At 65.1% G+C, this 20526-nt stretch carries 18 protein-coding genes; 12 read left to right on the forward strand and 6 right to left on the reverse strand.

Going from position 1 to position 20526, the window contains the following annotated elements:
- Nucleotides 1-335: 335 nt before the first annotated feature.
- Nucleotides 336-605 (reverse strand): hypothetical protein, encoded by a 270-nt coding sequence (locus EN852_RS17570; RefSeq protein WP_246694314.1) that lies wholly within the window; start codon nucleotides 603-605, stop codon nucleotides 336-338.
- 284 nt (nucleotides 606-889) lie between these two features.
- Between EN852_RS17570 and EN852_RS17575 the strand changes: the two genes are divergently transcribed.
- Nucleotides 890-1336 (forward strand): pyridoxamine 5'-phosphate oxidase family protein, encoded by a 447-nt coding sequence (locus tag EN852_RS17575; RefSeq protein WP_127876402.1) that lies wholly within the window; start codon nucleotides 890-892, stop codon nucleotides 1334-1336.
- Between the two features lie 36 nt (nucleotides 1337-1372).
- Here EN852_RS17575 and EN852_RS17580 read toward each other — a convergent pair whose 3' ends face one another.
- The 5 genes from EN852_RS17580 to EN852_RS17605 all read right to left on the reverse strand — a co-directional run bounded on the left by EN852_RS17580 (nucleotide 1373) and on the right by EN852_RS17605 (nucleotide 8287).
- Nucleotides 1373-2944: an indolepyruvate oxidoreductase subunit beta family protein gene (locus tag EN852_RS17580; RefSeq protein WP_127876211.1), complete on the reverse strand. Its 1572-nt coding sequence runs from the start codon at nucleotides 2942-2944 to the stop codon at nucleotides 1373-1375.
- Nucleotides 2937-5090 (reverse strand): indolepyruvate ferredoxin oxidoreductase subunit alpha, encoded by a 2154-nt coding sequence (locus EN852_RS17585; RefSeq protein ID WP_127876212.1) that lies wholly within the window; start codon nucleotides 5088-5090, stop codon nucleotides 2937-2939. Before EN852_RS17585 ends, EN852_RS17580 begins: the two co-directional genes overlap by 8 nt.
- A gap of 44 nt (nucleotides 5091-5134) precedes the next feature.
- Nucleotides 5135-5617, reverse strand: coding sequence for a MarR family transcriptional regulator (locus EN852_RS17590; protein WP_127876213.1), 483 nt, complete (start codon nucleotides 5615-5617; stop codon nucleotides 5135-5137).
- On the reverse strand, nucleotides 5617-7188 hold the full coding sequence (locus EN852_RS17595) for an NAD(P)/FAD-dependent oxidoreductase (RefSeq protein ID WP_127876214.1): 1572 nt from the start codon (nucleotides 7186-7188) through the stop codon (nucleotides 5617-5619). The genes EN852_RS17590 and EN852_RS17595 overlap by 1 nt, the downstream gene beginning before the upstream one ends.
- A gap of 307 nt (nucleotides 7189-7495) precedes the next feature.
- Complete coding sequence (locus EN852_RS17605; protein ID WP_127876215.1) at nucleotides 7496-8287, reverse strand: cyclase family protein; 792 nt, start codon at nucleotides 8285-8287, stop codon at nucleotides 7496-7498.
- 119 nt (nucleotides 8288-8406) lie between these two features.
- Here EN852_RS17605 and EN852_RS17610 point away from each other — a divergent pair, with 119 nt between their 5' ends.
- The 11 genes from EN852_RS17610 (at nucleotide 8407) to EN852_RS17660 (ending at nucleotide 20490) form a co-directional block, all read left to right on the forward strand.
- Nucleotides 8407-9981, forward strand: a complete 1575-nt coding sequence (locus EN852_RS17610) for an NAD(P)/FAD-dependent oxidoreductase (protein WP_127876216.1) — start codon at nucleotides 8407-8409, stop codon at nucleotides 9979-9981.
- A 90-nt stretch (nucleotides 9982-10071) separates the two neighbouring features.
- A complete protein-coding gene (locus tag EN852_RS17615; RefSeq protein ID WP_127876217.1) occupies nucleotides 10072-11598 on the forward strand; it encodes an ABC transporter substrate-binding protein in 1527 nt (508 codons plus the stop codon).
- A 191-nt stretch (nucleotides 11599-11789) separates the two neighbouring features.
- Nucleotides 11790-12797, forward strand: coding sequence for an ABC transporter permease (locus EN852_RS17620; protein WP_127876218.1), 1008 nt, complete (start codon nucleotides 11790-11792; stop codon nucleotides 12795-12797).
- A complete protein-coding gene (locus EN852_RS17625) occupies nucleotides 12790-13638 on the forward strand; it encodes an ABC transporter permease (RefSeq protein WP_127876219.1) in 849 nt (282 codons plus the stop codon). Before EN852_RS17620 ends, EN852_RS17625 begins: the two co-directional genes overlap by 8 nt.
- A gap of 8 nt (nucleotides 13639-13646) precedes the next feature.
- On the forward strand, nucleotides 13647-14525 hold the full coding sequence (locus EN852_RS17630; RefSeq protein WP_189546025.1) for an ABC transporter ATP-binding protein: 879 nt from the start codon (nucleotides 13647-13649) through the stop codon (nucleotides 14523-14525).
- Nucleotides 14518-15342 carry an ATP-binding cassette domain-containing protein gene (locus tag EN852_RS17635; RefSeq protein WP_127876221.1) on the forward strand — a complete coding sequence of 275 codons (825 nt, stop codon included), beginning with the start codon at nucleotides 14518-14520 and terminating at the stop codon, nucleotides 15340-15342. The genes EN852_RS17630 and EN852_RS17635 overlap by 8 nt, the downstream gene beginning before the upstream one ends.
- Nucleotides 15343-15423: 81 nt before the next feature.
- Entirely contained in the window at nucleotides 15424-16023 is a 600-nt protein-coding gene (locus EN852_RS17640; protein WP_127866382.1) for a VOC family protein, read from the forward strand.
- Between the two features lie 135 nt (nucleotides 16024-16158).
- Nucleotides 16159-18453 (forward strand): bifunctional salicylyl-CoA 5-hydroxylase/oxidoreductase, encoded by a 2295-nt coding sequence (locus EN852_RS17645; protein ID WP_127876222.1) that lies wholly within the window; start codon nucleotides 16159-16161, stop codon nucleotides 18451-18453.
- Complete coding sequence (locus EN852_RS17650; protein ID WP_127876223.1) at nucleotides 18450-19223, forward strand: SDR family NAD(P)-dependent oxidoreductase; 774 nt, start codon at nucleotides 18450-18452, stop codon at nucleotides 19221-19223. The genes EN852_RS17645 and EN852_RS17650 overlap by 4 nt, the downstream gene beginning before the upstream one ends.
- Entirely contained in the window at nucleotides 19217-19681 is a 465-nt protein-coding gene (locus EN852_RS17655; protein ID WP_127876224.1) for a MarR family transcriptional regulator, read from the forward strand. The genes EN852_RS17650 and EN852_RS17655 overlap by 7 nt, the downstream gene beginning before the upstream one ends.
- Nucleotides 19678-20490, forward strand: a complete 813-nt coding sequence (locus EN852_RS17660; protein ID WP_127876225.1) for an enoyl-CoA hydratase family protein — start codon at nucleotides 19678-19680, stop codon at nucleotides 20488-20490. The genes EN852_RS17655 and EN852_RS17660 overlap by 4 nt, the downstream gene beginning before the upstream one ends.
- Nucleotides 20491-20526: the final 36 nt, after the last annotated feature.

Here is a 20526-nt window from a genome sequence, read left to right on the forward strand (position 1 = left end):
GGTGCGGGGTCTGCTTCGAACAGCCCCGTGCAACTGTTCAGGTTGATGGTTCACCGGTGGGAAGGGACCGGGCCATGCCACGGCCTGTCCGAAAGGACGACCAGGATCCACTCGGTCTCCTTCCCACTTCAACCATACACCGAAACCAACACACAGGATCCTCGGGTCTGCGCTGCGTCGCTTCGCTCCTTGCTCCGCCCGTGGATGACGAGGCTGAGGGGCCTCGGCCAATCACGAACGCTGGCGCGGAGGTTTCGAACCTGTGCGTGGGGACCTTAGCCAAACCGCCCGCGACGTTGCCGGCGCGGGCGTCGACGGCGATCCGGGAGCTATCATCAGCTCCAAAAACCAGGATGCCAACGGCCGTGATGCCAGAAGCCCGGGTGCCAGTGGCGCACATGCATCGGGCGAATGATCGCCCGGCCGTTCGGCACGCATCTGCCCCAGCGGTTCATGTGCCAGCCGGGACCGCAGCGCCAGCCGACGCTCTCGACCGGCAGCTGTGCAGCACTCGGCTTGACAAGCGGCATGGCCTGGGAGTCGGCGGCGGCCAGCATCAATGTGCCGGCGGCCAGAGCGATAGGCAGAAAGTATCTTGTGAACATGCGTTGTCTCCGTAATTCATCCCTACCGCCGTGAAACGGAGGAAAGGCTGAATTCCGTCGGAGCGGTGCGGATCACATCTTCGTTAGCCACGTTCGACGGTTCCGCTCTCGCGGCGGTTCGGCGCGCGGCGCCTTGCGATTGCGCCGTTGAAACAGCATGTCGCGGCCGTCGCCGGCACCAAATTGATCCATATCAAGGAGCAAGAACGTGCCCCGCTCTAGGTTGATAGTGGCCGATCGGCGGAGACCGGCTGAAGGCCGGTTGAAGACGGGAGTTCATGGCGATGATGATCCGCACGCTCTCCACTTTGGAATGCACGAAATTGCTGGCGGCAAACCGCACCGGACACCTGGCATGCGTTAAGGACGGACAACCCTATGTCGTGCCCCTCAACTACGCCTATGCCGACAGTCACCTCTACGCCTTCTCCCTAGTCGGCAAGAAAGTCGACTGGATGCGGGCCAATCCCCTGGTGTGCGTACAAGTGGCGGAACACACACAAGGCCGCGGGTGGAAAAGCGTGGTCGTCGACGGCCGCTATGAGGAACTGCCGGACCGGATCGGCCATAAGGTTCAGTGCGACCATGCGTGGTCAGTGTTGAGCAAGCATACCGACTGGTGGGAGCCCGGCGCGCTCAAGCCCGTCACGCCTCCCGCCTCGAGCAGCATGCCGCATATCTTTTTCCGGATTCTTGTCGAGCAGATTTCGGGACGGGAGGCGACTGAATAGCCAGGTCCGCGACGGCAACCCGAGCGTCTAACCGGACTATTCGCCAAGCGTCGCCACCGTCTTCAGCGCGCCGTCCAGCATGTCGCCCTTTTCATCCTTCAGCGCCGCCTCGCGCAGGCGGCGGATCCAGTCGGCGGCGTCGTCGCGGCCCTTGAGCATCGGCAGCGCCGAGAGCACGCGGTCGAATTTCGACTTGGCGCGGGCATGGGTGTCGCTGTAGCCCTTGATCAGGCGGCGGCAGTTCAGGATCTCGGTGGCCAAAGCGTAGTCCTGCCGCGCATGGCCGAGCGCCAATTCGTACCAGCGCTCGAGATGCTCGACTTCGACCTTGTGGCGCAGCAGGCGGCGGCGCCAGCGGCGCAGGCCGCCGATGAACCAGAGCATGGCGAAGCCGGTAAAGCTGTCGGTGCGGATGTGGCGGCCGCGATTGATGCGGCGGTCGAGGAAGGCGGCAAGTTTCGGCCGGCTCTCGATATAGCTGCCAAGGCCTGCCGGCATGGTGCCGCAGAATTCCTCGATGCGCGGGTGGAAATATTCGGTGACCTGCAGGACCGAGCCTTCCTTGACGCCGACCTCCTTGCGCACGCGCTTGTCGCGGGTCGAGCGCGTCTTGAGATCGGCGACGCGGATCATGTCGTCATAGCACATGGCGTTGGCGAGATGCTTCGCCGCGGCGATCGACAGCGCATAGCCCTGCTCCGCATCGTCCAGCGCGACAGCCTTGTCCAGCCGGTCGAGATACTCGCCGCCATAGGCGATGTCCTGGAAGTCGACGACCTTTTTCAGGCCGCGTTCGGCCACGTCGCGGAGCGGCTCCGGCAACGCCGCGACGCGGGCGGCAAGCCCTTGCCAACCCTTCAACAGCGTTTCAGGGCCGCTGACCTTCGCCGTCGACCTGGGTTCGGCAGCGGCAGGTTCCGCCGCCTTCTCGCCGGCCGGCACGGCCGCGATGCCGCGCGCGCGATCACAGGCGGCGCCGAAGGCGGCAAGGCTTGCCTTGACGCCACGACCGCCGGCGCCGATCGCCTGCTCGTAGCTTTCGCGGGTGAAGGGCAACGCGTCGGACCCAGCCAGCGCGCCGAGCAGGCTGGCCGAGATCATGGTGCCGTTGTCGGCGGCGATCTTTTCCATGTCGAAGGCGATGAAGCGCTTCGCCGCCGCTTGCGCGGTTGCGTGCACCTTTTCCGACGAGGCGCGGCCATCGCCCGGTTCGATCTTTTCCGAGACGGCGGCGATGCGATGCGAAGAGGTGATCAGCGTCGTGCGCTCGGGCGTGACGAAGCCGCGGATGATGGCGCGGCCGGCTTCCATCAGTTCGGCGGCGATCAGGATGTCGACGTCGCCCTGCGACGGCGACAGCGCGAAAACCGGCAGCCGGCCGGTGTCGCGGGCCATCTCGATGTAATAGATCGTTGCGCCGGTGCGCTGGGCGACGCCGGCGACGGAGGTCGACTGCGCGATGTAGCCGTTGCGCTCGGCGACGTCGGTGATCCAGTCGGCGAGCACGCCGCCGCCCTGGCCGCCGACGGCCAGCACGGCGAGCTTTATCACCCGCTCGTCATCTGAAGCGCCCGCCTTGGGGCGCAGCACTGCGTTGTGGTCAAGCATCGGCGAACATCAAACGGCGGCTCTCGCGGCGGCGCTGCAGCAGGCCGATCACGGCGCGGCGGGCGCCTTCGAGGAAACGGTCCCAGCGGCCGGGATTGTGGACGACATCGGCGCGGTAGAAGGACGGGCAGAGCACGGCGGCATCCGCCACCTCGCCGCAATTGCCGCAGCCGACGCAGTTCTGGTCGATCGAGGCGACAGGATCGTCGCGCAGCGGATCGTCGAGCGACTTGACCGACAGCGACGGACAGCCGGAGAGGCGCATGCAGGCGTGGTCGCCGGTGCAGATGTCCTCATCGACGCCGAATTTCGGCTTCACCACGCGCTCGCCGCCCTTGATCGCCTTGTCGACCAGCGGCTTCTCGCGGCGCTGGCGGTTGAGCATGCATTCGGACGAGGCGACGATGACCTTCGGCCCCTTCTCCTCGGTGGTCAGCGCATCGCGCAGCGCGGCGCGCATCTTGCCGACATCATAGGTGCGGTCGATGTGACGCAGCCATTTGACGCCCATGCCCTTCACCGCTTCATCGATGGGATGTTTTGTCGACTTGGTGCGGTTGTTGGCGCGCGACGACAGGATGTCCTGCCCGCCGGTGGCTGCCGAGTAAAAGTTGTCGACGATGACGATGACGCCGTCATTCTTGTTGAAGACGGCATTGCCGATCGAGGAGGTCAGGCCATTGTGCCAGAAGCCGCCGTCGCCGACGAAAGAGATCGACCGGCGTTTTGCTTCCGGCGAGTTGAAGGCGGAGGCCGAGGCCGGCCCCAGCCCGTAGCCCATGGTGGTGGCGCCGAGCTCGAAGGGCGGCATGATCGAGAACAGGTGGCAACCGATGTCGGAAGCGATGTGGTGCTTGCCGAGTTCCTGCTCGACCAGCTTGGTCGCGGCGAAGATCGGCCGCTCCGGGCAGCCGATGCAGAAGCCCGGCGGCCGGCCGGGAACGACATTGATGAGATCGGCGGTGTCGACGCCCTCGCCCAGCTTGTTCGGCGCGCGCACCTCGCCCGGCAAGAGATGCGGAGCGTTGGCGCGCAGGAAGGAGCCGATGCCGTCGAGCATGACCTGGCCGGTGTATTCGCCGGCCATCGGCAGATGCTCCTTGCCGACCAGCTTGGTGCCGCGCCCGGCCTTGTGCAGCATGGCTGCGAAAGCCTGCTCGATATAGTTGGGCTGGCCTTCCTCGACGACCAGCACGGCCTGCTTGCCTTCGCAGAAGGACAGGAACTCGTCGTCCACCAGCGGATAGACGGCGTTCAGCACGTAGAGGGGCACGTCGGTGTCGCCATAGGTGTCGGCAAGGCCGAGCCGCTGCAGCGCGCGGATGACGGAGTTGTACATGCCGCCCTGCATGACGATGCCGACCGAGCCGTGGTCCGGCCCGAACATCTCGTTGATCTTGCGGCTCTTGATGAAGTCGACCGCCGCCGGCCAACGCTTGGCGACCTTCTCCTTCTCATGCAGGAAGGAGGCGGGCGGCAGCACGATGCGGCCGGTGTCGCGGCGCGGCGCCGACAGCGCGTCGGCGACCGACATTGGCGGGCGCTTGTTGTCCTTGGCGATGAAGTGGCCATGCACGTGGCAGCAACGGATGCGCACCTGCAGCATCACGGGTGTGTTCGACGCCTCGGACAGTTCGAAGCCGTCCTCCACCGCCTTGACGATCGAGGGCAAGTTCGGGCGCGGGTCGAGCAGCCATACCTGGCTCTTCATGGCGAAGGCATGGCTGCGCTCCTGCATGATGGAGGAACCCTCGCCATAATCCTCGCCGACGATGATCAGCGCGCCGCCGGTGACGCCGCCGGACGCCAGATTGGCGAGCGCATCGGACGCGACGTTGGTGCCGACCGTCGACTTGAAGGTGGCCGCGCCCCGGATCGGATAATGCACGGAGGCGGCGAGCATGGCGGTGGCGGTCGCTTCGGAAGCGCTCGCCTCGAAATGCACGCCGAGCTCGCCCAGGATATCCTGCGCGTCGGCCAGCACATCCATCAGATGACTGATCGGCGCGCCCTGATAGCCGCCGACATAGCCGACGCCGCATTGCAGCAGCGCCTTGGTGATGGCGAGGATGCCCTCGCCCGCGAATTCCTCGCCTGCGCCCAGCCTCAGCTTTTCGACTTCCTTGGCAAAAGACCGTTCGGCCATGTCTGCCTCCTTCCGTTGCCGCAATCAGCGGCGCGTATGTCAACTCAGATGTCGTGCTTGCGGATGTTCTTCAGCATCTTCTGCAGGATCGCGATCAGCGCGGCATATTCGGCATCGTCGACACCGTCGAACATCGCCTCGAAAGCGTCATGCATGGCCGGCCAGGCGCGCGTGAAGAGAGCGCGTCCTTCATCGGTCAGGAACACATGGCGGATGCGGCTGTCGGTGACGCCCTGCTCGCGCCGCACCAGGCCCTGGCCTTCCAGCGCGTCGAGGGTGCGGCTCAAGGTCGACTGCTCGATCACCGTGTAGACCGAGAGGTCGTTGACGGTGACGCCGTCGGTGACCGAGAGCACGGCGAGCGTCCGCACCTGCGGAATGGTAAGACCCTGCTTACGGAAATCGTCGCGCAAAGTGGCGTTGTAGCGGCCCATGATGCGGTTCATCAGATAGGGCGCGAATTGCTGCAGGCCGATCTGGCCGAGGGTCGAGATGCGTTGGCGCTTTTCCGGAAGCTTCTGTTCCATCACAGCCTCCCGGCCAAAAGGAAGCCGGAGCCGCCGCCGAGACCGGCGCCTGGATGGGTCGAGGCGCCGATGTGGTAGAGGCCCTTGATGCCGGTCTCGTGGTTGCGGCTCGCCTTGAAGGGCCGCCACAGGAAGGACTGGTCGATGGTCGACGAGCCGCCATAGGGATCGCCGCCGACCAGGTTGATGTTCATCGCCTCGAGGTCGGCCGGCGAATAGGCGCGGCGCGCGATGATGGTCTCGCGAAAACCCTCGATATGGTTGGCAAGGATCGCCTCGGCGCGGTCGGCATAGGCCTCGCGTAGCGCCTCGCTCCAGCTTCCGTCGACGGGAGCTTCGAGCTTGCCGGCGGCATCGCCCTTGATGTGGCGCGGCGCTTCCGGAAGCTGCAGCCAGAGGATCGCCTTGCCTTCGGGACAGCGCGAGGGATCGAGCGCATGCGGCTGGCCGACACAGATGGTCGGCACTTCCGGCAGCAGGCCGCGCACAGCCTCGTTGCAGGCTTTCGAAACGCCGTCCAAGCCCGGCGTCAGATGCAGCAGCGCGACCTTGTCGAGGCCCTCGCCGCGCCATGCGGGCGGCTTGTTCAGCGCATAGTGGATCTGGAAATTGCCTTTGCCGTAGCGATAGGACTGCGTGGCCTTCGCCGCCGCCTCCGGCGCATCCCTGCCAAGCAGGCGGCCATAGAGCTGTGTCGGCGTGACCGAGCAGATGACGCTCTTCGTAGCGCTCAGCGTTTCGTCGGACGCGAGCCGCACACCGGAGGCGCGGCCGCCGCTCTGGACGACCGAGGCAACGTCGGCGTTGACGCGGATTTCGCCGCCGCGTTCCTTGATCAGCGCCTCGAAGGCGGCCAGCAGGTTCCTGGCGCCGCCTTTGACGATCGGCGCGCCTGCGGCCTCCAGCGCGAAGGCGATGACCTTGGCGATCTGGCCGGAGAAGGCGTCCTCCGGCCCAAGTCCGGCATGCAGCACCCAGGGCGCCCAAAGCGCGCGGACGGTATCGGAATTGTAAGTCGTTTCCAGCCAGCCGCGCGCCGGCACCAGCGCCTCGCCCATGAAGGCGGCGAGGTTGCGCGGACCGCGCCGCCAGGCCTCGCCGGCGATGAGCTTCGTCGTCGGGTAGGACCACAGCGCGCCGCCGAGCAGGCCGAACAGCAGCCCCGCATTGCGGTCGATGTCGCCGACATCGGTGCCGTGACGGTCGCCGTCGCCGGAGACGATCCGGTTCAGCGCCGCGATGTTGGCGGCGCGGTCGGTGGTGAGCACGGCATGGCTGCCGTCGGGCCGAAGCACGCCGGTCGGTGTGGCGGTGTGGCAGAATTCCAGCCCGTGCCGCGCAAGGTCCTTGCCGAGCGCGGCAAAGGCCGGCGAGGTGATGAACAGCACGAAGGTCGTCGCCATCACGTCATGGACGAAGCCGGGCGCGGTGATCTCCTCGGTGCGCATGCAGCCGCCGATGCGGTCGTTGCGCTCGAGCACGAGCACCTTGGCGCCCTTTGCGCCAAGCATCGCCGCGCAGACCAGGGCGTTGATGCCGCTGCCGACGATGATGTGATCGGGGGCAGTCATTGGCCGGCCTCTGCCTTCGGGAGGTAGAACTCAATCGCGCCGGATAGTGCTCTACGGCGCCCCCCTCTGTCCTGCCGGACATCTCCCCCGCAAGGGGGGAGATCAGCTGTCATCGCGGCTTTCGCCAATTGTCCATGTTGCAGGATCGAGCGGGGCGCCAAAGCTGCCAATCTCCCCCCTTGTGGGGGAGATGTCCGGCAGGACAGAGGGGGGCGCCGTAGAGCGCTGACGCTCCAAGACGACCGCCTCGACTCCATCACTCCATTGCCCTCGAGCATGATCTTCTCCCGAAGACCGCCGCCTCGCCTTACTTGCCCGGCACCAGCGCCAGCGCGCGGATCGGGCTGCCGGTGCCGCGCTCGATCTTGAGCGGGGCGGCGATCAGGATCGCGCCCTTCGGCGGCAGCTGGTCGAGATTGCAGAGGCTGGCCAGCCCATAGCGGTTGGCTTTGTGCATCAGCGTGTGCGCCGGGAATGGCGGCTCCATGCCGCCGGCCTTGCCGGCATCGGTGCCGATCGTCTCCGAGCCCCAGCCCTTGATGTCCTTGGCTATCAGAAACTGGATGGCTTCCGCCGTCGGGCCGGGCGTATGCGGGCCGGTCTCGTTGGCGTTGAGGAATTCGGCTTCGGAGCCGTTGCGCTTGTACCAGTCGGTGCGCATCACCACCCACTCGCCGGGGTTGATGGCGCCGTGCTTGGCCTCCCATGCCTTGATGTGGTCGACGGTGAGCAGGAAGTCGTGATCGGCGGCGGCCTCTTTCGAGCAATCGATGACGTTGACCGGGCCGATGAAATTCTGCGCCGGGATGGTGTCGGTGGCGCCATCCGGATAGTCCTTGCCGGTGATCCAGTGCTGCGGCGCATCGAAATGCGTGCCCGAATGCTCGCCGAGCTTCAGCCAGTTCCAGGCCCACCACGGACCGTTCTTGTCGTATTTGGAAATCTCATGGATCTCGACCTTCGGCGTGTCGACGGCGAGTTCCGGCGGCAGCTTGATCAGCGGCGTGTTCGGTCCGAGCGGCGCCGTCAGGTCGACCACCTTGATGGCGCCCGAAAGCAGCTGGCCGGCGACCTCGCCGAGGAGTTTCTGCGTGTCCATGGTCTTTGTTCCCTCTTGTCTCTGATGATCAAGGCTCGTTGCGGCCCTTAATATACCTACTAGACGAAAACATATGCATCTGCAATTATCTTTAAGCATAAAGCATTTTGGGGCGGGGCGTGAGCGAGTTCGACGCCATCTTTGTCGGGGCGGGCCACAACAGTCTGGCATGCGCCGCGCATTTGGCGCTTAAAGGCTGGAAAATAGCGGTTTTCGAGCGCAGCCATGCGATCGGCGGTGCGGTGCGGACTGCCGAATACACGCTTCCCGGCTTCCGCCACGATTTCGGCGCGATGAATTTGAGCCTCTTTGCCGGCTCCGCCTTTCACCGGAAATATGCAAATGAATTGAAAGGCCACGGGCTGGAGTTCGCGCCAGTGGCCGATTGTTTCGCCAGCGCCTTCCCGGATGGGAAATGGTTCGGCGTCAGCAACGACCTCGAAAAGACCGCGTCTCGGCTGGCCGCCTTCTCCGCGGCGGACGCGGCCACATGGCGCCGGCTGGTGGGCGCCTTCCCCGGCGAAGCCGAGCATCTGTTCCGGCTGCTTGGATCGCCGATGAGCGCGAAGGCGCTGGCGAGCACGGGCTGGAATCTCTGGCGCAAGAAGGGTCTCGCCGGCGCGCTCGATACGGCTCGATTGCTGCTGTCATCACCGCGTGCGTGGCTTGAGGAAAATTTCGAGACGCCGCATGTCCGCACCACGCTCGCCGCCTGGGGCATGCATCTCGACTTCGCGCCCGACATCGCCGGCGGCGCTGTATTCCCCTATCTGGAATCGATGGCCAACCAGAGTTTCGGCATGGTGCTGGGCAAAGGCGGCGCCGATACGATCATCCGCGCGCTGACCGGCATGGTGAAGACGGCCGGCGGCCAGATCACGACCGGCGCGGATGTCGTCGAGATCACGGTTTCCGGCGGCAAGGCCACTGGCGTGCGGCTGGCATCCGGCGAAACCCATACCGCGACCAAGGCCGTGATCGCCGGCGTCGCGCCGAAAGCGCTGACGGGCAAGCTGCTGCCCAACGGCTCGGGCGACGCCGGCTTCGATGCGGCGATGAAAAGATTCCGTCACGCGCCGGGCACGATGATGATCCATCTGGCGCTGGACGACCTGCCGGAGTGGAGCGCCGGCGCCGAGCTTCGCCGGTTCGCCTATGTGCATCTGGCACCCTCACTCGACGCCATGTCGCGCACCTACCAGCAGGCGATCGCCGGGCTGCTGCCCGATCAGCCCGTGCTGGTCGTCGGCCAACCGACGGCCGTCGACCCGTCGCGCGCGCCGCAGGGCAAGCATGTGCTGTGGGTTCAGGTGCGCATGCTGCCGGCGGAGATCCTCGGCGATGCCGCGGGCAAGATCGCGCCTGCGAATTGGGATGCGGTCAAGGACGCCTATGTCGATCGCGTGCTCGACATCATCGAGGGCTACGCGCCGGGCCTACGCCAAAAAATCCTTGGCCGCGCGATCTTCTCGCCGCTCGACCTCGAGCGCGAAAACCCGAACCTGGTCGGCGGCGACCAGATCTGCGGCAGCCACCACCTGGCTCAGAATTTCCTCTTCCGCCCGGCGCGGTCCTTCGCACGCTGGAACACGCCGGTCTCGAACCTCTACCTCACCGGCGCGGCGACATGGCCGGGCGCCGGCACGGGCGCGGGCTCCGGCTTCATGCTCGCCCAACAGCTGGGAGGAAGTTGAGCCGAAGAATTCCGGGATGGACAAGGCGCGGTTGCCCACCACCGAATGAAAACGCCGCGCGTACAATGACAACCAACAAGGGGAACGACCATGACCATCAACAGACGTGACTTGCTTGGATATGGCGCCGCGGCGCTGGGTGCCGCGACGCTCGGCCTGCCGAGGGCGGCCAAGGCGGCGGGCGAGCTCACCATCGCCTACAATGTCAACCTGCCCTCCTGGGATCCGACCACCGGCCCCTCGGCAGTGAACCCGACCATCCAGGGCCTCTATCAGTCGGTGTTCGATCAGATCATCGGCCAGAAGCCGGACCTCTCCTTCACGCCCGGCCTGCTCACCGAATGGGGCTGGAACGACGACCGCACCAAGGTAACGATGACGGTGCGCGAGGGCGTCAAATGGCATGACGGCTCGCCCTTCACACCGGAAGACGTCGTGTGGTCGCTGCAGCGGGCGGGCGACGAGAAGACCGGCAACCCGATCCAGTTCGTCTGGAAGAACGTCAACAACTTCAAGATCGACGGCAACAAGATCACCGGCGACGTCGTGCAGTTCGACCCGGTCTATTTCAAGTGGATGTCGTTCCTGACCGGCTACATCCTGCCAAAGGCATACTACGAGAAAGTCGGCGCGGACGGCTTCGAAAAGGCGCCGATCGGCACCGGTCCCTATATGGTCGACAAGTTCGAGCGCAACGCCTTCCTGCGGCTCAAGGCCAATCCGCATTATTGGGGCACGAAGCCGGCCTTCGAGAATGTGACGATCAAGTTCGTCACCGATGCGGCGAGCCGTGTCGCCGAGATCGAGTCCGGTTCTTCGCAGGTGACGCTTGAAATCCCCTATGAGGAATATGACCGCCTCATCAAGAAGAGCGGGCTCGCCGGCTCGATCAAGAATGTCTCCGACATCGGCATGATCTTCTTCAACGACATCGAGGCGATGCTGGACAAGAACGTCCGCCAGGCGGCCGTGATGGCGGTGGACAAGGAGCTCCTGGTCAAGCGCCTGCTGCGCGGCTACGGGCAGCCGATCGCAACGCTGGAGACGCCGGAATACACGGCCTTCGACCCATCGATCAAGGTCGAGCACAACCCGGAGAAAGCCAAGGAATTGCTTGCCGCTTCCGGCTATTCGACCAAGAAGCCGGTCAAGTTCACCATCCAGACCACCAAGGGCTTCAAGCCCAAGGACTATGAGATGATCCAGGCGATCGTCGGCATGTGGCGCAAGGTCGGCATCGAGGCCAATATCGAGGTCTATGAGATCGCCAAGCATTACGAGCTGCGCGCCGCCGACAAGCTGGCGCCGGCCGCCTTCTACAATTGGGGCAACTCCATCGGCGACCCGACCACCTCGACCGGTTTCGCCATGTACGGCCCGAGCCCGCATTCGGTGTGGGACAGCAAGGACCTTGTCGACATGATCAACCCGCTGTGGGGCGAAAAGGACGAGGCCAAGCGCATCGCCGGCTGGAAAGCCGTCGACAAATATATCGCCGAACAGGCTTATGTGCTGCCGCTGATCCAGTATGCACAGCCGATCGTGCATTCGAAGAAGGTCAATGTCGTGCAGCACGTGTCCGGCGCGCTGCTGCCGGCGCTGATGACCCCGGCCTGATCGAGATGAGGAGGCACCGGTAGCGTGTCTCCTTCAACGACGCAGCCCCCTCATCCGGCCCTTCGGGCCACCTTCTCCCCGAGGGGAGAAGAGGTCGCCGACGGCTGAGCCAGCCTCTTCTCCCCACCGGGGAGAAGGTGGCCGCGAAGCGGCCGGATGAGGGGGAGTCCGTTCAGAGTGATTACGCACGCATGCTGCTGCAGAGATTCCTCGTTCGTCTGTTGACGATGCTGGTGACGCTGTTTGGCGTCGCCATCGTCGTCTTCGTCGTCATCCGCGTCGCCCCAGGCGACCCGATCGCCATGATGCTGCCGCCCGGCGCCAGCGATGACGACATCGCGCGGCTGCGCGCGCTCTACGGGTTGGACAAGTCAATCGTGCAGCAGTTCTTCATCTGGCTCGGCGGCATGCTGCATGGCGATTTCGGCACCTCGATCTCGTTGCGCCAGGACGTGCTCGGCCTGGTGTTCAACCGGCTGCCGGCGACGCTGGAGCTGGCGACTGTGGCGCTGCTGATGGCGATCGCCATCGGCGCCACCGCCGCGATCCTCGGCGCCCGGTCGCGCGGCACGGCGATCGAGGCCGGCATCGATATCGCCAGCGGCGCGACGCTCTCCATCCCCGACTTCCTGTGGGGCCTGGTGCTGATCCTTTTGTTCGGCGTGCTGGTGCCTGTCTTCGAAATTTCCGGCCGCGTGTCGCCCGAACTCGATTTACCCTTCGTCACTCAGTTCTACCTGGTCGAAAGCATCCTCAGGCTGCGCTTCGATCTTACCTGGGACCTGCTCAAGCATATGCTGATGCCTGCGATTGCGCTGGCGCTGCCGCTGGCCGCGATCATCGCGCAGCTGCTCAAACAGTCGCTGAAGGAGGTGCTCGATCTCGACTATGTCGTGCTCGCCCGGGTGAAGGGTTTTTCCGAGACGCAGGTGATCCTGCGCGAGGCGCTGAAGAACGCGGCGCTGCCGACGCTGACGCTGGTCGGCGTGCAGTTCACCTTCCTCATCGGCGGCACCGTGATCGTCGAGCGGCTGTTTTCCTATGAGGGGCTCGGCAACATGGCGATCGACGCCGTCATCAACCGAGACCTGCCGCTGATCCAGGGCATCGTGCTGGTGTTCGCGCTGCTCTTCGTGCTGATCAACCTTGCCGTCGACATGATGTATGCGCTGCTCAATCCGAGGCTGCGGCATGGATGAGGCACGCATCTCCCGACGCAGTCTGAGCCCGCGGCTTTGGCTGGCCGGCGGCTGGCTGCTGCTGGCGCTGCTGGCGGCGATCTTCGCGCCGCTGGTTGCGCCGCAGGATCCGCTGGCGCAGGATCTGATGCTGGAGCGGCTGCCACCGTTCTGGCTGGACGGCGCCGAGCCCGGCTATTGGCTGGGCACCGACAGCCTCGGCCGGGACCTGCTGTCACGCCTGATCTTCGGCGGCCGCATCGCCTTCATCGTCGCTTTCGCAGCGGCGACGTCCGCCTGTCTCATCGGCTCGGCGCTGGGGCTGATCGCCGGCTATTTCGGCGGCTGGGCCGACCGCATCATCTCGCGCGTCGTCGATGTCTGGATGGCGTTCCCGCCAGTGCTGTTCGCGATCCTGCTGGTCGCCGTGCTGGGCACGGGCCTGAGCTCCGTCATCCTTGCGATTGCCATCATCGACTGGACGCGCTTCTGCCGGGTGATCCGCGCCGAAGCGATGAGCCAGGCGCGCATGGACTATGTCGAGAGCGCGCGCATCGCCGGCTATGGCCGCATCGGCATCATGCTGCGCGAGGTGCTGCCCAACGTGCTGCCGTCGGTGGTGGCGCTGCTGTCGCTCGAAATGGGCATTGCCGTCATCGTCGAGGCGATCCTGTCCTTCGTCAACCTGTCGATCTCGACCGACGATCCGACCTGGGGCAGCATCATCGCCGAAGGCCGGCTGTCGATCCACCAGGCCTGGTGGGTACTGGTGTTCCCGCTGATCACGCTGATCCTCACGGTGCTCTCGTTCAGCCAGTTCGGCGAAGCGCTGAAGGCGCGCTTCGATCCGGTGCTGCGATGAGCGCCAATATGGAACCATGTCTCGACATCCGCTCACTTAGCGCTGTGCTGCCCAACGGCCAGCGCGTGCTGCGCTCGGTGTCGCTCAGCGTCCAGCCGGGCGAGGTGCGCGCGCTGGTCGGCGAGAGCGGCGCCGGCAAGACGATGATCGGCAAGGCAGTGCTCGGCGTGCTGCCGAAAAGCGTGCGCGTCGTCGAGGGTGAGATGCTGATCGAAAGCGAAGATCTCGGCCGCCTCGATGCCAAGGCGCGACGGACCCTGATCGGCGCGCGCACGGCGCTGATCCCGCAGGATCCGCTGACCGCGCTCAACCCGTCGCGCCGCATCGCGTCCCAGATGACCGACCGGCTGGTGCGCATCCTTGGCTGGAGCGGCGAGCGGGCGGACAAACGCATCCGGCAATTGCTCGACGAGGTGCAGATCCGCGATCCCGAGCGCGTGCTGAAAAGCTATCCGCATGAATTGTCAGGCGGCATGCGCCAACGCGTGCTGATCGCGGCGGCCTTCGCGGCGGAGCCCAGGCTGATCGTCGCCGACGAGCCGACGACGGCGCTCGACGTCACCGTGCAGAAACAGATCCTGCGGCTGATCGCGCAGTTGCAGCGTGACCACGGCACGGCGATCCTGTTCGTGACCCACGATCTCGGTGTCGTCGCCAAGATCAGCCAGAAAGTGTCGGTGCTCTATGCCGGCAAGGTGGTCGAGGAGGCCGAGACCGCGCAGCTCTTCGCCGCTCCGCAGCACGCCTACACGCGGGCGCTGATGGCGGCGACGCCGCGCTACACCGATCCCTACGCCTCACTTAAACCGGTGGACGAGAGCGTGCTTGCCGGACTCACGGCCGAGATCGCGGCCGCCGACAAGGATTGGAGCCCCGGCCATGGCTGAGCCGCTGTTTTCCGTGCGGGGGCTGAAAGTGGCGCTGCCCGACATGACGCGCAAGCCGCTGATCGGCCGCGCGCCGCTGGCTGAAATCCTGAAAGGGCTCGACTTCGACCTGCCCAAGGGCTCGGTCACCGGCATTGTCGGCGAATCCGGCTCCGGCAAGTCGACGCTCGGCCGCGCCCTGGTGCGGCTGCTCGAGCCGAGCGCCGGCTCGATCAGCTTCGAGGGGCGCGACATCAGCCACCTTTCGGAAGCCGAACTGCGACCGTTGCGCCGCGATCTGCAGATGATCTTCCAGGATCCGATGTCGTCGCTCAATCCCCGACACACGATCTTCAGCATCATCGCCGCGCCGCTCAGGCAGAACGGACTCGGCGACAGGCTGAAGGAGCGTGTCGCGGAAGCCTTGCAGCGCGTCGGCCTGCCGCAGAGCTTCGCCAGCCGCTACCGGCACGAGCTGTCGGGCGGCCAGAGGCAGCGCGTCGGTATTGCCCGCGCGCTGACGCTGGCGCCGAAATTCGTGCTGGCCGACGAGATCGTCTCCGGCCTCGACGTCTCGACGCAGGCGCAGATCCTGACGCTGCTGGAAAAGCTGGCGGCCGAGATGGGGCTGACGGTTGCCTTCATCAGCCACGATTTGTCGGTGATCCGGCGGCTCTGCCAGCAGGTCATCGTCATGCGCGAAGGCAGGATCGTCGAAGCCAGCGCAACGGATGCACTGTTCGACAATCCGCAGGAGATCTACACGCGCGACCTTCTCGCCGCCATTCCGCTGCCGGAGATCGACGCGGACTGGCTGCGGCCCAAGGCGCCGGCATGAATTGAGCTTCGATATCCGCACGCCGACCAGCGGGCCTCGGATGTGCGCAAAGGACAAGTCAGCCCGCCAACGGAGGGTGACATGAAATACGCAATCCAGGCGGCGGTCCTCGCGACCTCCTTGTTCGGCGCAATGGGAGCGGCATCGGCGGATTCGATCCCCGGCATGCGCGGGCACGACCATACCGGCATCACCGTGCCCGACATGAAGCAGGCCATCGATTTCTTCACCAACGTCGTCGGCTGCAAGAAGGCGATGTCGTTCGGCCCGTTCGCCGACGACAAAGGCACCTTCATGCAGGACCTGCTCGGCGTCGATCCGAAGGCGGTGATCCAGGAGATCACGCTAGTCCGCTGCGGCAACGGTTCCAACATCGAGCTGTTCAAATACACCGCGCCCGACCAGAAGGATCTGACGCCGAAGAACAGCGATATCGGCGGCTTCCATATTGCCTTCTATGTCGACGACGTCGCCGCGGCGAAGGCTTATCTGGACGCCAAGGGCGTGAAGACTAGGCTGGGACCGCTGCCGGTGAAGGAAGGACCCGCGGCCGGCCAGACTATCCTCTATTTCCAGGCGCCCTGGGGCTTGCAGCTCGAGGCGATCAGCTACCCGCAAGGCATGGCTTATGAGAAGGGCGCGGAGACCGTGTTGTGGAGCCCGAAGGATCCGACCAAATGACCTCAACCGTCCGCGCCAAACCATCGTTCAATTATAAAACTTTAAGCTTGAAATAATTTCCCTTGGGCGCGATACTGACCGTTGGAGATCGCCGGCTTTGCCGGCGACTCCTGAGCGAAGAGGAGATCGCAAGACATGAAGGTTGCGGTTCTCGGCGGCGGACCAGCCGGCCTCTACTTTGCCATCTCGCTGAAGCTGCGCGACGCCGCGCATGAGGTGACGGTCTATGAGCGCAACCGCCCGGACGATACGTTCGGCTGGGGCGTGGTGCTGTCGGCGGAGACGCTGGATAATCTGACGAAAAACGATCCGGTCAGCGCGGTCTGGATCAAGAAGCATTTTGCCTATTGGGACGACATCGCGGTCATTCATGACGGCGTGCGCACCGTGTCTTCCGGCCACGGCTTCTGCGGCATCGGCCGCAAGCGGCTGCTGATCCTCTTGCAGCGCCGCGCCCGCGAGCTCGGCATCAAGCTGCAGTTCGAGACCGAGATTTCCGATCCGCGACCCTTCATGGAAACGCATGACCTGGTGGTTGCTTCGGATGGGCTCAACTCGAAATCCCGCGCCACCTTTGCCGAGGTGTTCAAGCCGGACATCGACACCCGCAAATGCAAGTTCGTGTGGCTCGGCACGACGCAGAAATTCGACGACGCCTTCACCTTCATCTTCGAGAAGACGGAGCATGGCTGGGTGTGGGCGCATGCCTACCAGTTCGACAGCGAGACCGCGACCTTCATTGTCGAATGCAGCGAGCAGACCTGGAACGCCTTCGGCTTCGGCCAGATGACGCAGCAGGAATCGATCGCGGTCTGCGAACGCATCTTCGCCAAGCACCTTGGCGGCCATGCGCTGATGACCAACGCCAATCACATTCGCGGTTCGGCCTGGATCAACTTCCCGCGCGTGCTGTGCGAGCGCTGGTCTTACAAGAACCTGGCGCTGATGGGAGATGCGGCGGCATCGGCGCATTTCTCAATCGGCTCCGGCACCAAGCTGGCGCTGGAGAGTGCTGTGGCGCTGGCCGACTATGTCGAATCCGAGCCCGACCTCGAAGCGGCCTTCCGCAAATATGAGGATGCGCGGCGCACCGAAGTGCTGAAGCTGCAATCGGCGGCGCGAAATTCGCTTGAATGGTTCGAGGAAGTCGAACGATATCTCGGACTTGATCCAGTTCAGTTCAACTATTCGCTGCTCACCCGCTCGCAGCGCATCAGCCATGAGAACCTGCGTCTGCGCGATGCCGAATGGCTGGCGGGCGCCGAGGAGTGGTTCCAGCGCAAGGCCGGCGCCGGCGGCAACATGCTGCGCCGCGCGCCGATGTTCGCGCCGTTCAAGCTGCGCGACATGACGCTCAACAACCGCATCGTCGTTTCGCCGATGGCGCAGTACAAGGCGGTCGACGGCTGCCCGACCGACTGGCATTTTTCGCACTATGCCGAGCGCGCCAAGGGCGGCGCAGGGCTGCTCTATATCGAGATGACCTGCGTCAGCCCGGAAGGGCGCATCACGCCCGGATGCCCCGGCTTCTACAAGCCTGAGCACGAGGTCGCGTGGAAGCGCCTGGTCGACTTCGTCCATGCCGAGACCGAGGCCAAGATCTGCGCCCAGATCGGCCATTCCGGCGCCAAGGGTTCGACCCGCGTCGGCTGGGAGGGAACGGATGTGCCGTTGCCGGACGGCAACTGGCCGGTGATGGCGCCGTCGGCCGTGGCATGGTCGCCGCAGAACCAGGTGCCCAAGGCGATGAACCGCGCCGACATGGACATGGTCCGCGACCAGTTCGTCGCCTCGGCCGAGATGGCAAAGCGCTGCGGCTTCGACATGCTGGAGATCCATGCCGCGCATGGCTATCTGCTGTCGGCCTTCATCACGCCGCTGACCAATCGCCGCACCGACGACTATGGCGGCTCGCTGGAAAACCGCATGCGCTATCCGCTGGAGATCTTCCATGCGGTGCGCGCGGTGTGGCCGGCGGAAAAGCCGATCTCGATGCGCATCTCGGCCAATGACTGGGTCGGCATCGAAGGCGTGACGCCGGCAGACGCGGTCGAGATCGCCAGACTGCTGCGCGAGGCCGGCGTCGATCTCTGCGACGTCTCGGCCGGACAGACCTCGATCGCCGCCAAACCGGTCTATGGCCGCATGTTCCAGACGCCGTTCTCCGACCGCATCCGCAATGAGGTTGGCATGGCGACGATGGCCGTTGGCAACATCTACGAGCCCGACCATGCCAATTCGATCCTGATGGCCGGCCGCGCCGATCTGGTGGCGCTGGCGAGGCCGCATCTTGCCGACCCCTACTGGACGCTGCATGCGGCGGTGACGCTCGGCGACCGCGGCGTCAAATGGCCGGATCCCTATCTGCCGGGACGCGACCAGATCTACCGGCTGGCAGAGCGCGAAGCAGCCGCGGGGCTGAAAGTATGAGCGCCGCGCGGGGAATTGTCGGCAAGCATGCGCTGGTCACCGGCGGTGGCTCCGGCGTCGGCAAGGCCATCGCGCTGGCGCTGGCGGAGGCTGGGGTAAACGTCACCATCTGCGGGCGGCGCGAGGCGGAGCTTGGCAGGGTGGCTCGCGCAAGCGACCGCATCATCGGCATTGCCGCCGACGTCACCGATGAGGCGTCGATGGCGGCCCTTTATCAACGAGCCGAGGCGGCGCGTGGACCGTTCGACATCGTCGTCGCCAATGCCGGCATGGCCGGCAGCGCGCCGGTGCACAAAACGGCTTTGGCCGACTGGCAACGCACGCTCGACGTCAACCTCACCGGCGCGTTCCTGACGGTGAAGCCGGCGCTGGCGGGCATGCTCGCGCGCAAGCAGGGGCGCATCGTCTTCGTCGCATCGACCGCTGGGCTAAAAGGCTACGCCTATGTCGCGCCCTATGTCGCCGCCAAGCATGGTGTGGTCGGACTGATGCGCGCCTTGGCCGCCGAGACCGCCAAGTCGGGCATGACGGTCAACGCCGTCTGTCCCGGTTTTGTCGAAACCGACATGCTGGAAGAATCCGTCCAACGCATCGTCGAAAAGACCGGGCGGTCGGCAGCGGAAGCAAGGCAGAGCCTGTCGGCGACGAATCCGCAAGGGCGTTTCATCCAGCCGGACGAGGTCGCGGACGCGGTGCTGTGGCTGTGCAGCGATGCGGCGCGATCGATCACCGGACAGGCAATCTCCATCTCCGGAGGCGAGACATGGTAGCGGGACCGACATCCACCGGGCCGGGCAAGGAGAGGTTGCGGCTGTGGATCAGGCTGCTGCGCGCCTCGCGCACCATCGAGGCCGAACTGCGCGAGCGGCTGAAGAAGGAATTCGACACCACACTGCCGCGCTTCGACGTGATGGCGGCGCTCTATCGTGTGCCGGAAGGGATGCTGATGAGCGACCTGTCGCGCTTCCTTCTGGTGTCGAACGGCAATGTCACCGGCATCGTCGACCGCCTGGTTTCGGAAGGGCTGGTGACACGGGCGCGCCGCAACGGCGACCGCCGCACCTCGATGGTGCGGCTGACCGAGGAAGGCACCAGATCTTTCGCGACGATCGCGGCCGTGCATGAGGGCTGGGTCGGCGAGTTGCTCGGCGGTGTCAGCGACGACGAAGCGCGGCAGCTCGCCGGCATGCTGAAATCGTTCCGCAGTAATTGGGAGGGACGCGAATGAGCGCCATGGCCAGACTCAAGCCGAAGCATTTTCTCTGGGAGGTCGAAGGCCGGGTCGCGAAGATCCGGCTCGACCGGCCGGAGCGCAAGAACCCGCTGACCTTCGACAGCTATGCCGAGCTGCGCGACACGTTCCGCGACCTCGTCTATGCCGACGATGTCGATGCCGTCGTGTTCTTGCCCAATGGCGGTAATTTCTGCTCGGGCGGCGATGTCCACGACATCATCGGACCGCTGGTCAGGATGGACATGAAGCAGTTGCTCGCCTTCACGCGCATGACCGGCGATTTCGTCAAGGCGATGCTCAACTGCGGCAAGCCGATCATTTCCGCCGTCGATGGCGTGGCAGTCGGCGCCGGCGCGATCATCGCAATGGCCTCGGACATCCGTATCGCGACACCGGAAGCGAAAACCGCGTTCCTGTTCACCCGCGTCGGCCTCGCCGGCTGCGACATGGGCGCCTGCGCGATCCTGCCGCGCATCATCGGCCAGGGCCGCGCCGCCGAGCTGCTCTACACCGGCCGCACGATGAGCGCCGCCGAAGGCGAGCGCTGGGGATTCTACAACCGGCTGGTCGACGCGGCAGCGCTCGAAGCCGACGCGCTCGACATGGCGGCGCGGATCGTTTCAGGCCCAACCTTCGCGCATGGCATCACCAAGACGCAGCTCAACCAGGAATGGTCGATGGGCCTCGACCAGGCGATCGAGGCGGAAGCGCAGGCGCAGGCAATCTGCATGCAGACCGGCGATTTCGAGCGCGCCTACAAGGCGTTCGTGGCGAAGGAAAAGCCGGTGTTCGAGGGGAACTAAATATGATCGGTTTTCGCCCAGGCACCCCCCTCTGGC

The sequence above is a fragment of the Mesorhizobium sp. M2E.F.Ca.ET.209.01.1.1 genome (assembly GCF_004010375.2).
In the GTDB taxonomy this organism is placed as follows: Bacteria; Pseudomonadota; Alphaproteobacteria; order Rhizobiales; family Rhizobiaceae; genus Mesorhizobium.

Excerpts from the sequence above, each read along its gene's own strand:
- EN852_RS17590 (WP_127876213.1), bottom strand. The coding sequence starts at position 5,617 with ATGGAACAGAAGCTTCCGGAAAAGCGCCAACGCATCTCGACCCTCGGC.
- EN852_RS17650 (WP_127876223.1), top strand. The coding sequence starts at position 18,450 with ATGAGCGCCGCGCGGGGAATTGTCGGCAAGCATGCGCTGGTCACCGGC.
- EN852_RS17620 (WP_127876218.1), top strand. The coding sequence starts at position 11,790 with ATGCTGCTGCAGAGATTCCTCGTTCGTCTGTTGACGATGCTGGTGACG.
- EN852_RS17655 (WP_127876224.1), top strand. The coding sequence starts at position 19,217 with ATGGTAGCGGGACCGACATCCACCGGGCCGGGCAAGGAGAGGTTGCGG.
- EN852_RS17625 (WP_127876219.1), top strand. The coding sequence starts at position 12,790 with ATGGATGAGGCACGCATCTCCCGACGCAGTCTGAGCCCGCGGCTTTGG.
- EN852_RS17585 (WP_127876212.1), bottom strand. The coding sequence starts at position 5,090 with ATGGCCGAACGGTCTTTTGCCAAGGAAGTCGAAAAGCTGAGGCTGGGC.
- EN852_RS17660 (WP_127876225.1), top strand. The coding sequence starts at position 19,678 with ATGAGCGCCATGGCCAGACTCAAGCCGAAGCATTTTCTCTGGGAGGTC.
- EN852_RS17640 (WP_127866382.1), top strand. The coding sequence starts at position 15,424 with ATGAAATACGCAATCCAGGCGGCGGTCCTCGCGACCTCCTTGTTCGGC.
- EN852_RS17595 (WP_127876214.1), bottom strand. The coding sequence starts at position 7,188 with ATGACTGCCCCCGATCACATCATCGTCGGCAGCGGCATCAACGCCCTG.
- EN852_RS17630 (WP_189546025.1), top strand. The coding sequence starts at position 13,647 with ATGGAACCATGTCTCGACATCCGCTCACTTAGCGCTGTGCTGCCCAAC.
- EN852_RS17580 (WP_127876211.1), bottom strand. The coding sequence starts at position 2,944 with ATGCTTGACCACAACGCAGTGCTGCGCCCCAAGGCGGGCGCTTCAGAT.
- EN852_RS17570 (WP_246694314.1), bottom strand. The coding sequence starts at position 605 with ATGTTCACAAGATACTTTCTGCCTATCGCTCTGGCCGCCGGCACATTG.
- EN852_RS17645 (WP_127876222.1), top strand. The coding sequence starts at position 16,159 with ATGAAGGTTGCGGTTCTCGGCGGCGGACCAGCCGGCCTCTACTTTGCC.
- EN852_RS17605 (WP_127876215.1), bottom strand. The coding sequence starts at position 8,287 with ATGGACACGCAGAAACTCCTCGGCGAGGTCGCCGGCCAGCTGCTTTCG.
- EN852_RS17615 (WP_127876217.1), top strand. The coding sequence starts at position 10,072 with ATGACCATCAACAGACGTGACTTGCTTGGATATGGCGCCGCGGCGCTG.
- EN852_RS17635 (WP_127876221.1), top strand. The coding sequence starts at position 14,518 with ATGGCTGAGCCGCTGTTTTCCGTGCGGGGGCTGAAAGTGGCGCTGCCC.
- EN852_RS17575 (WP_127876402.1), top strand. The coding sequence starts at position 890 with ATGATGATCCGCACGCTCTCCACTTTGGAATGCACGAAATTGCTGGCG.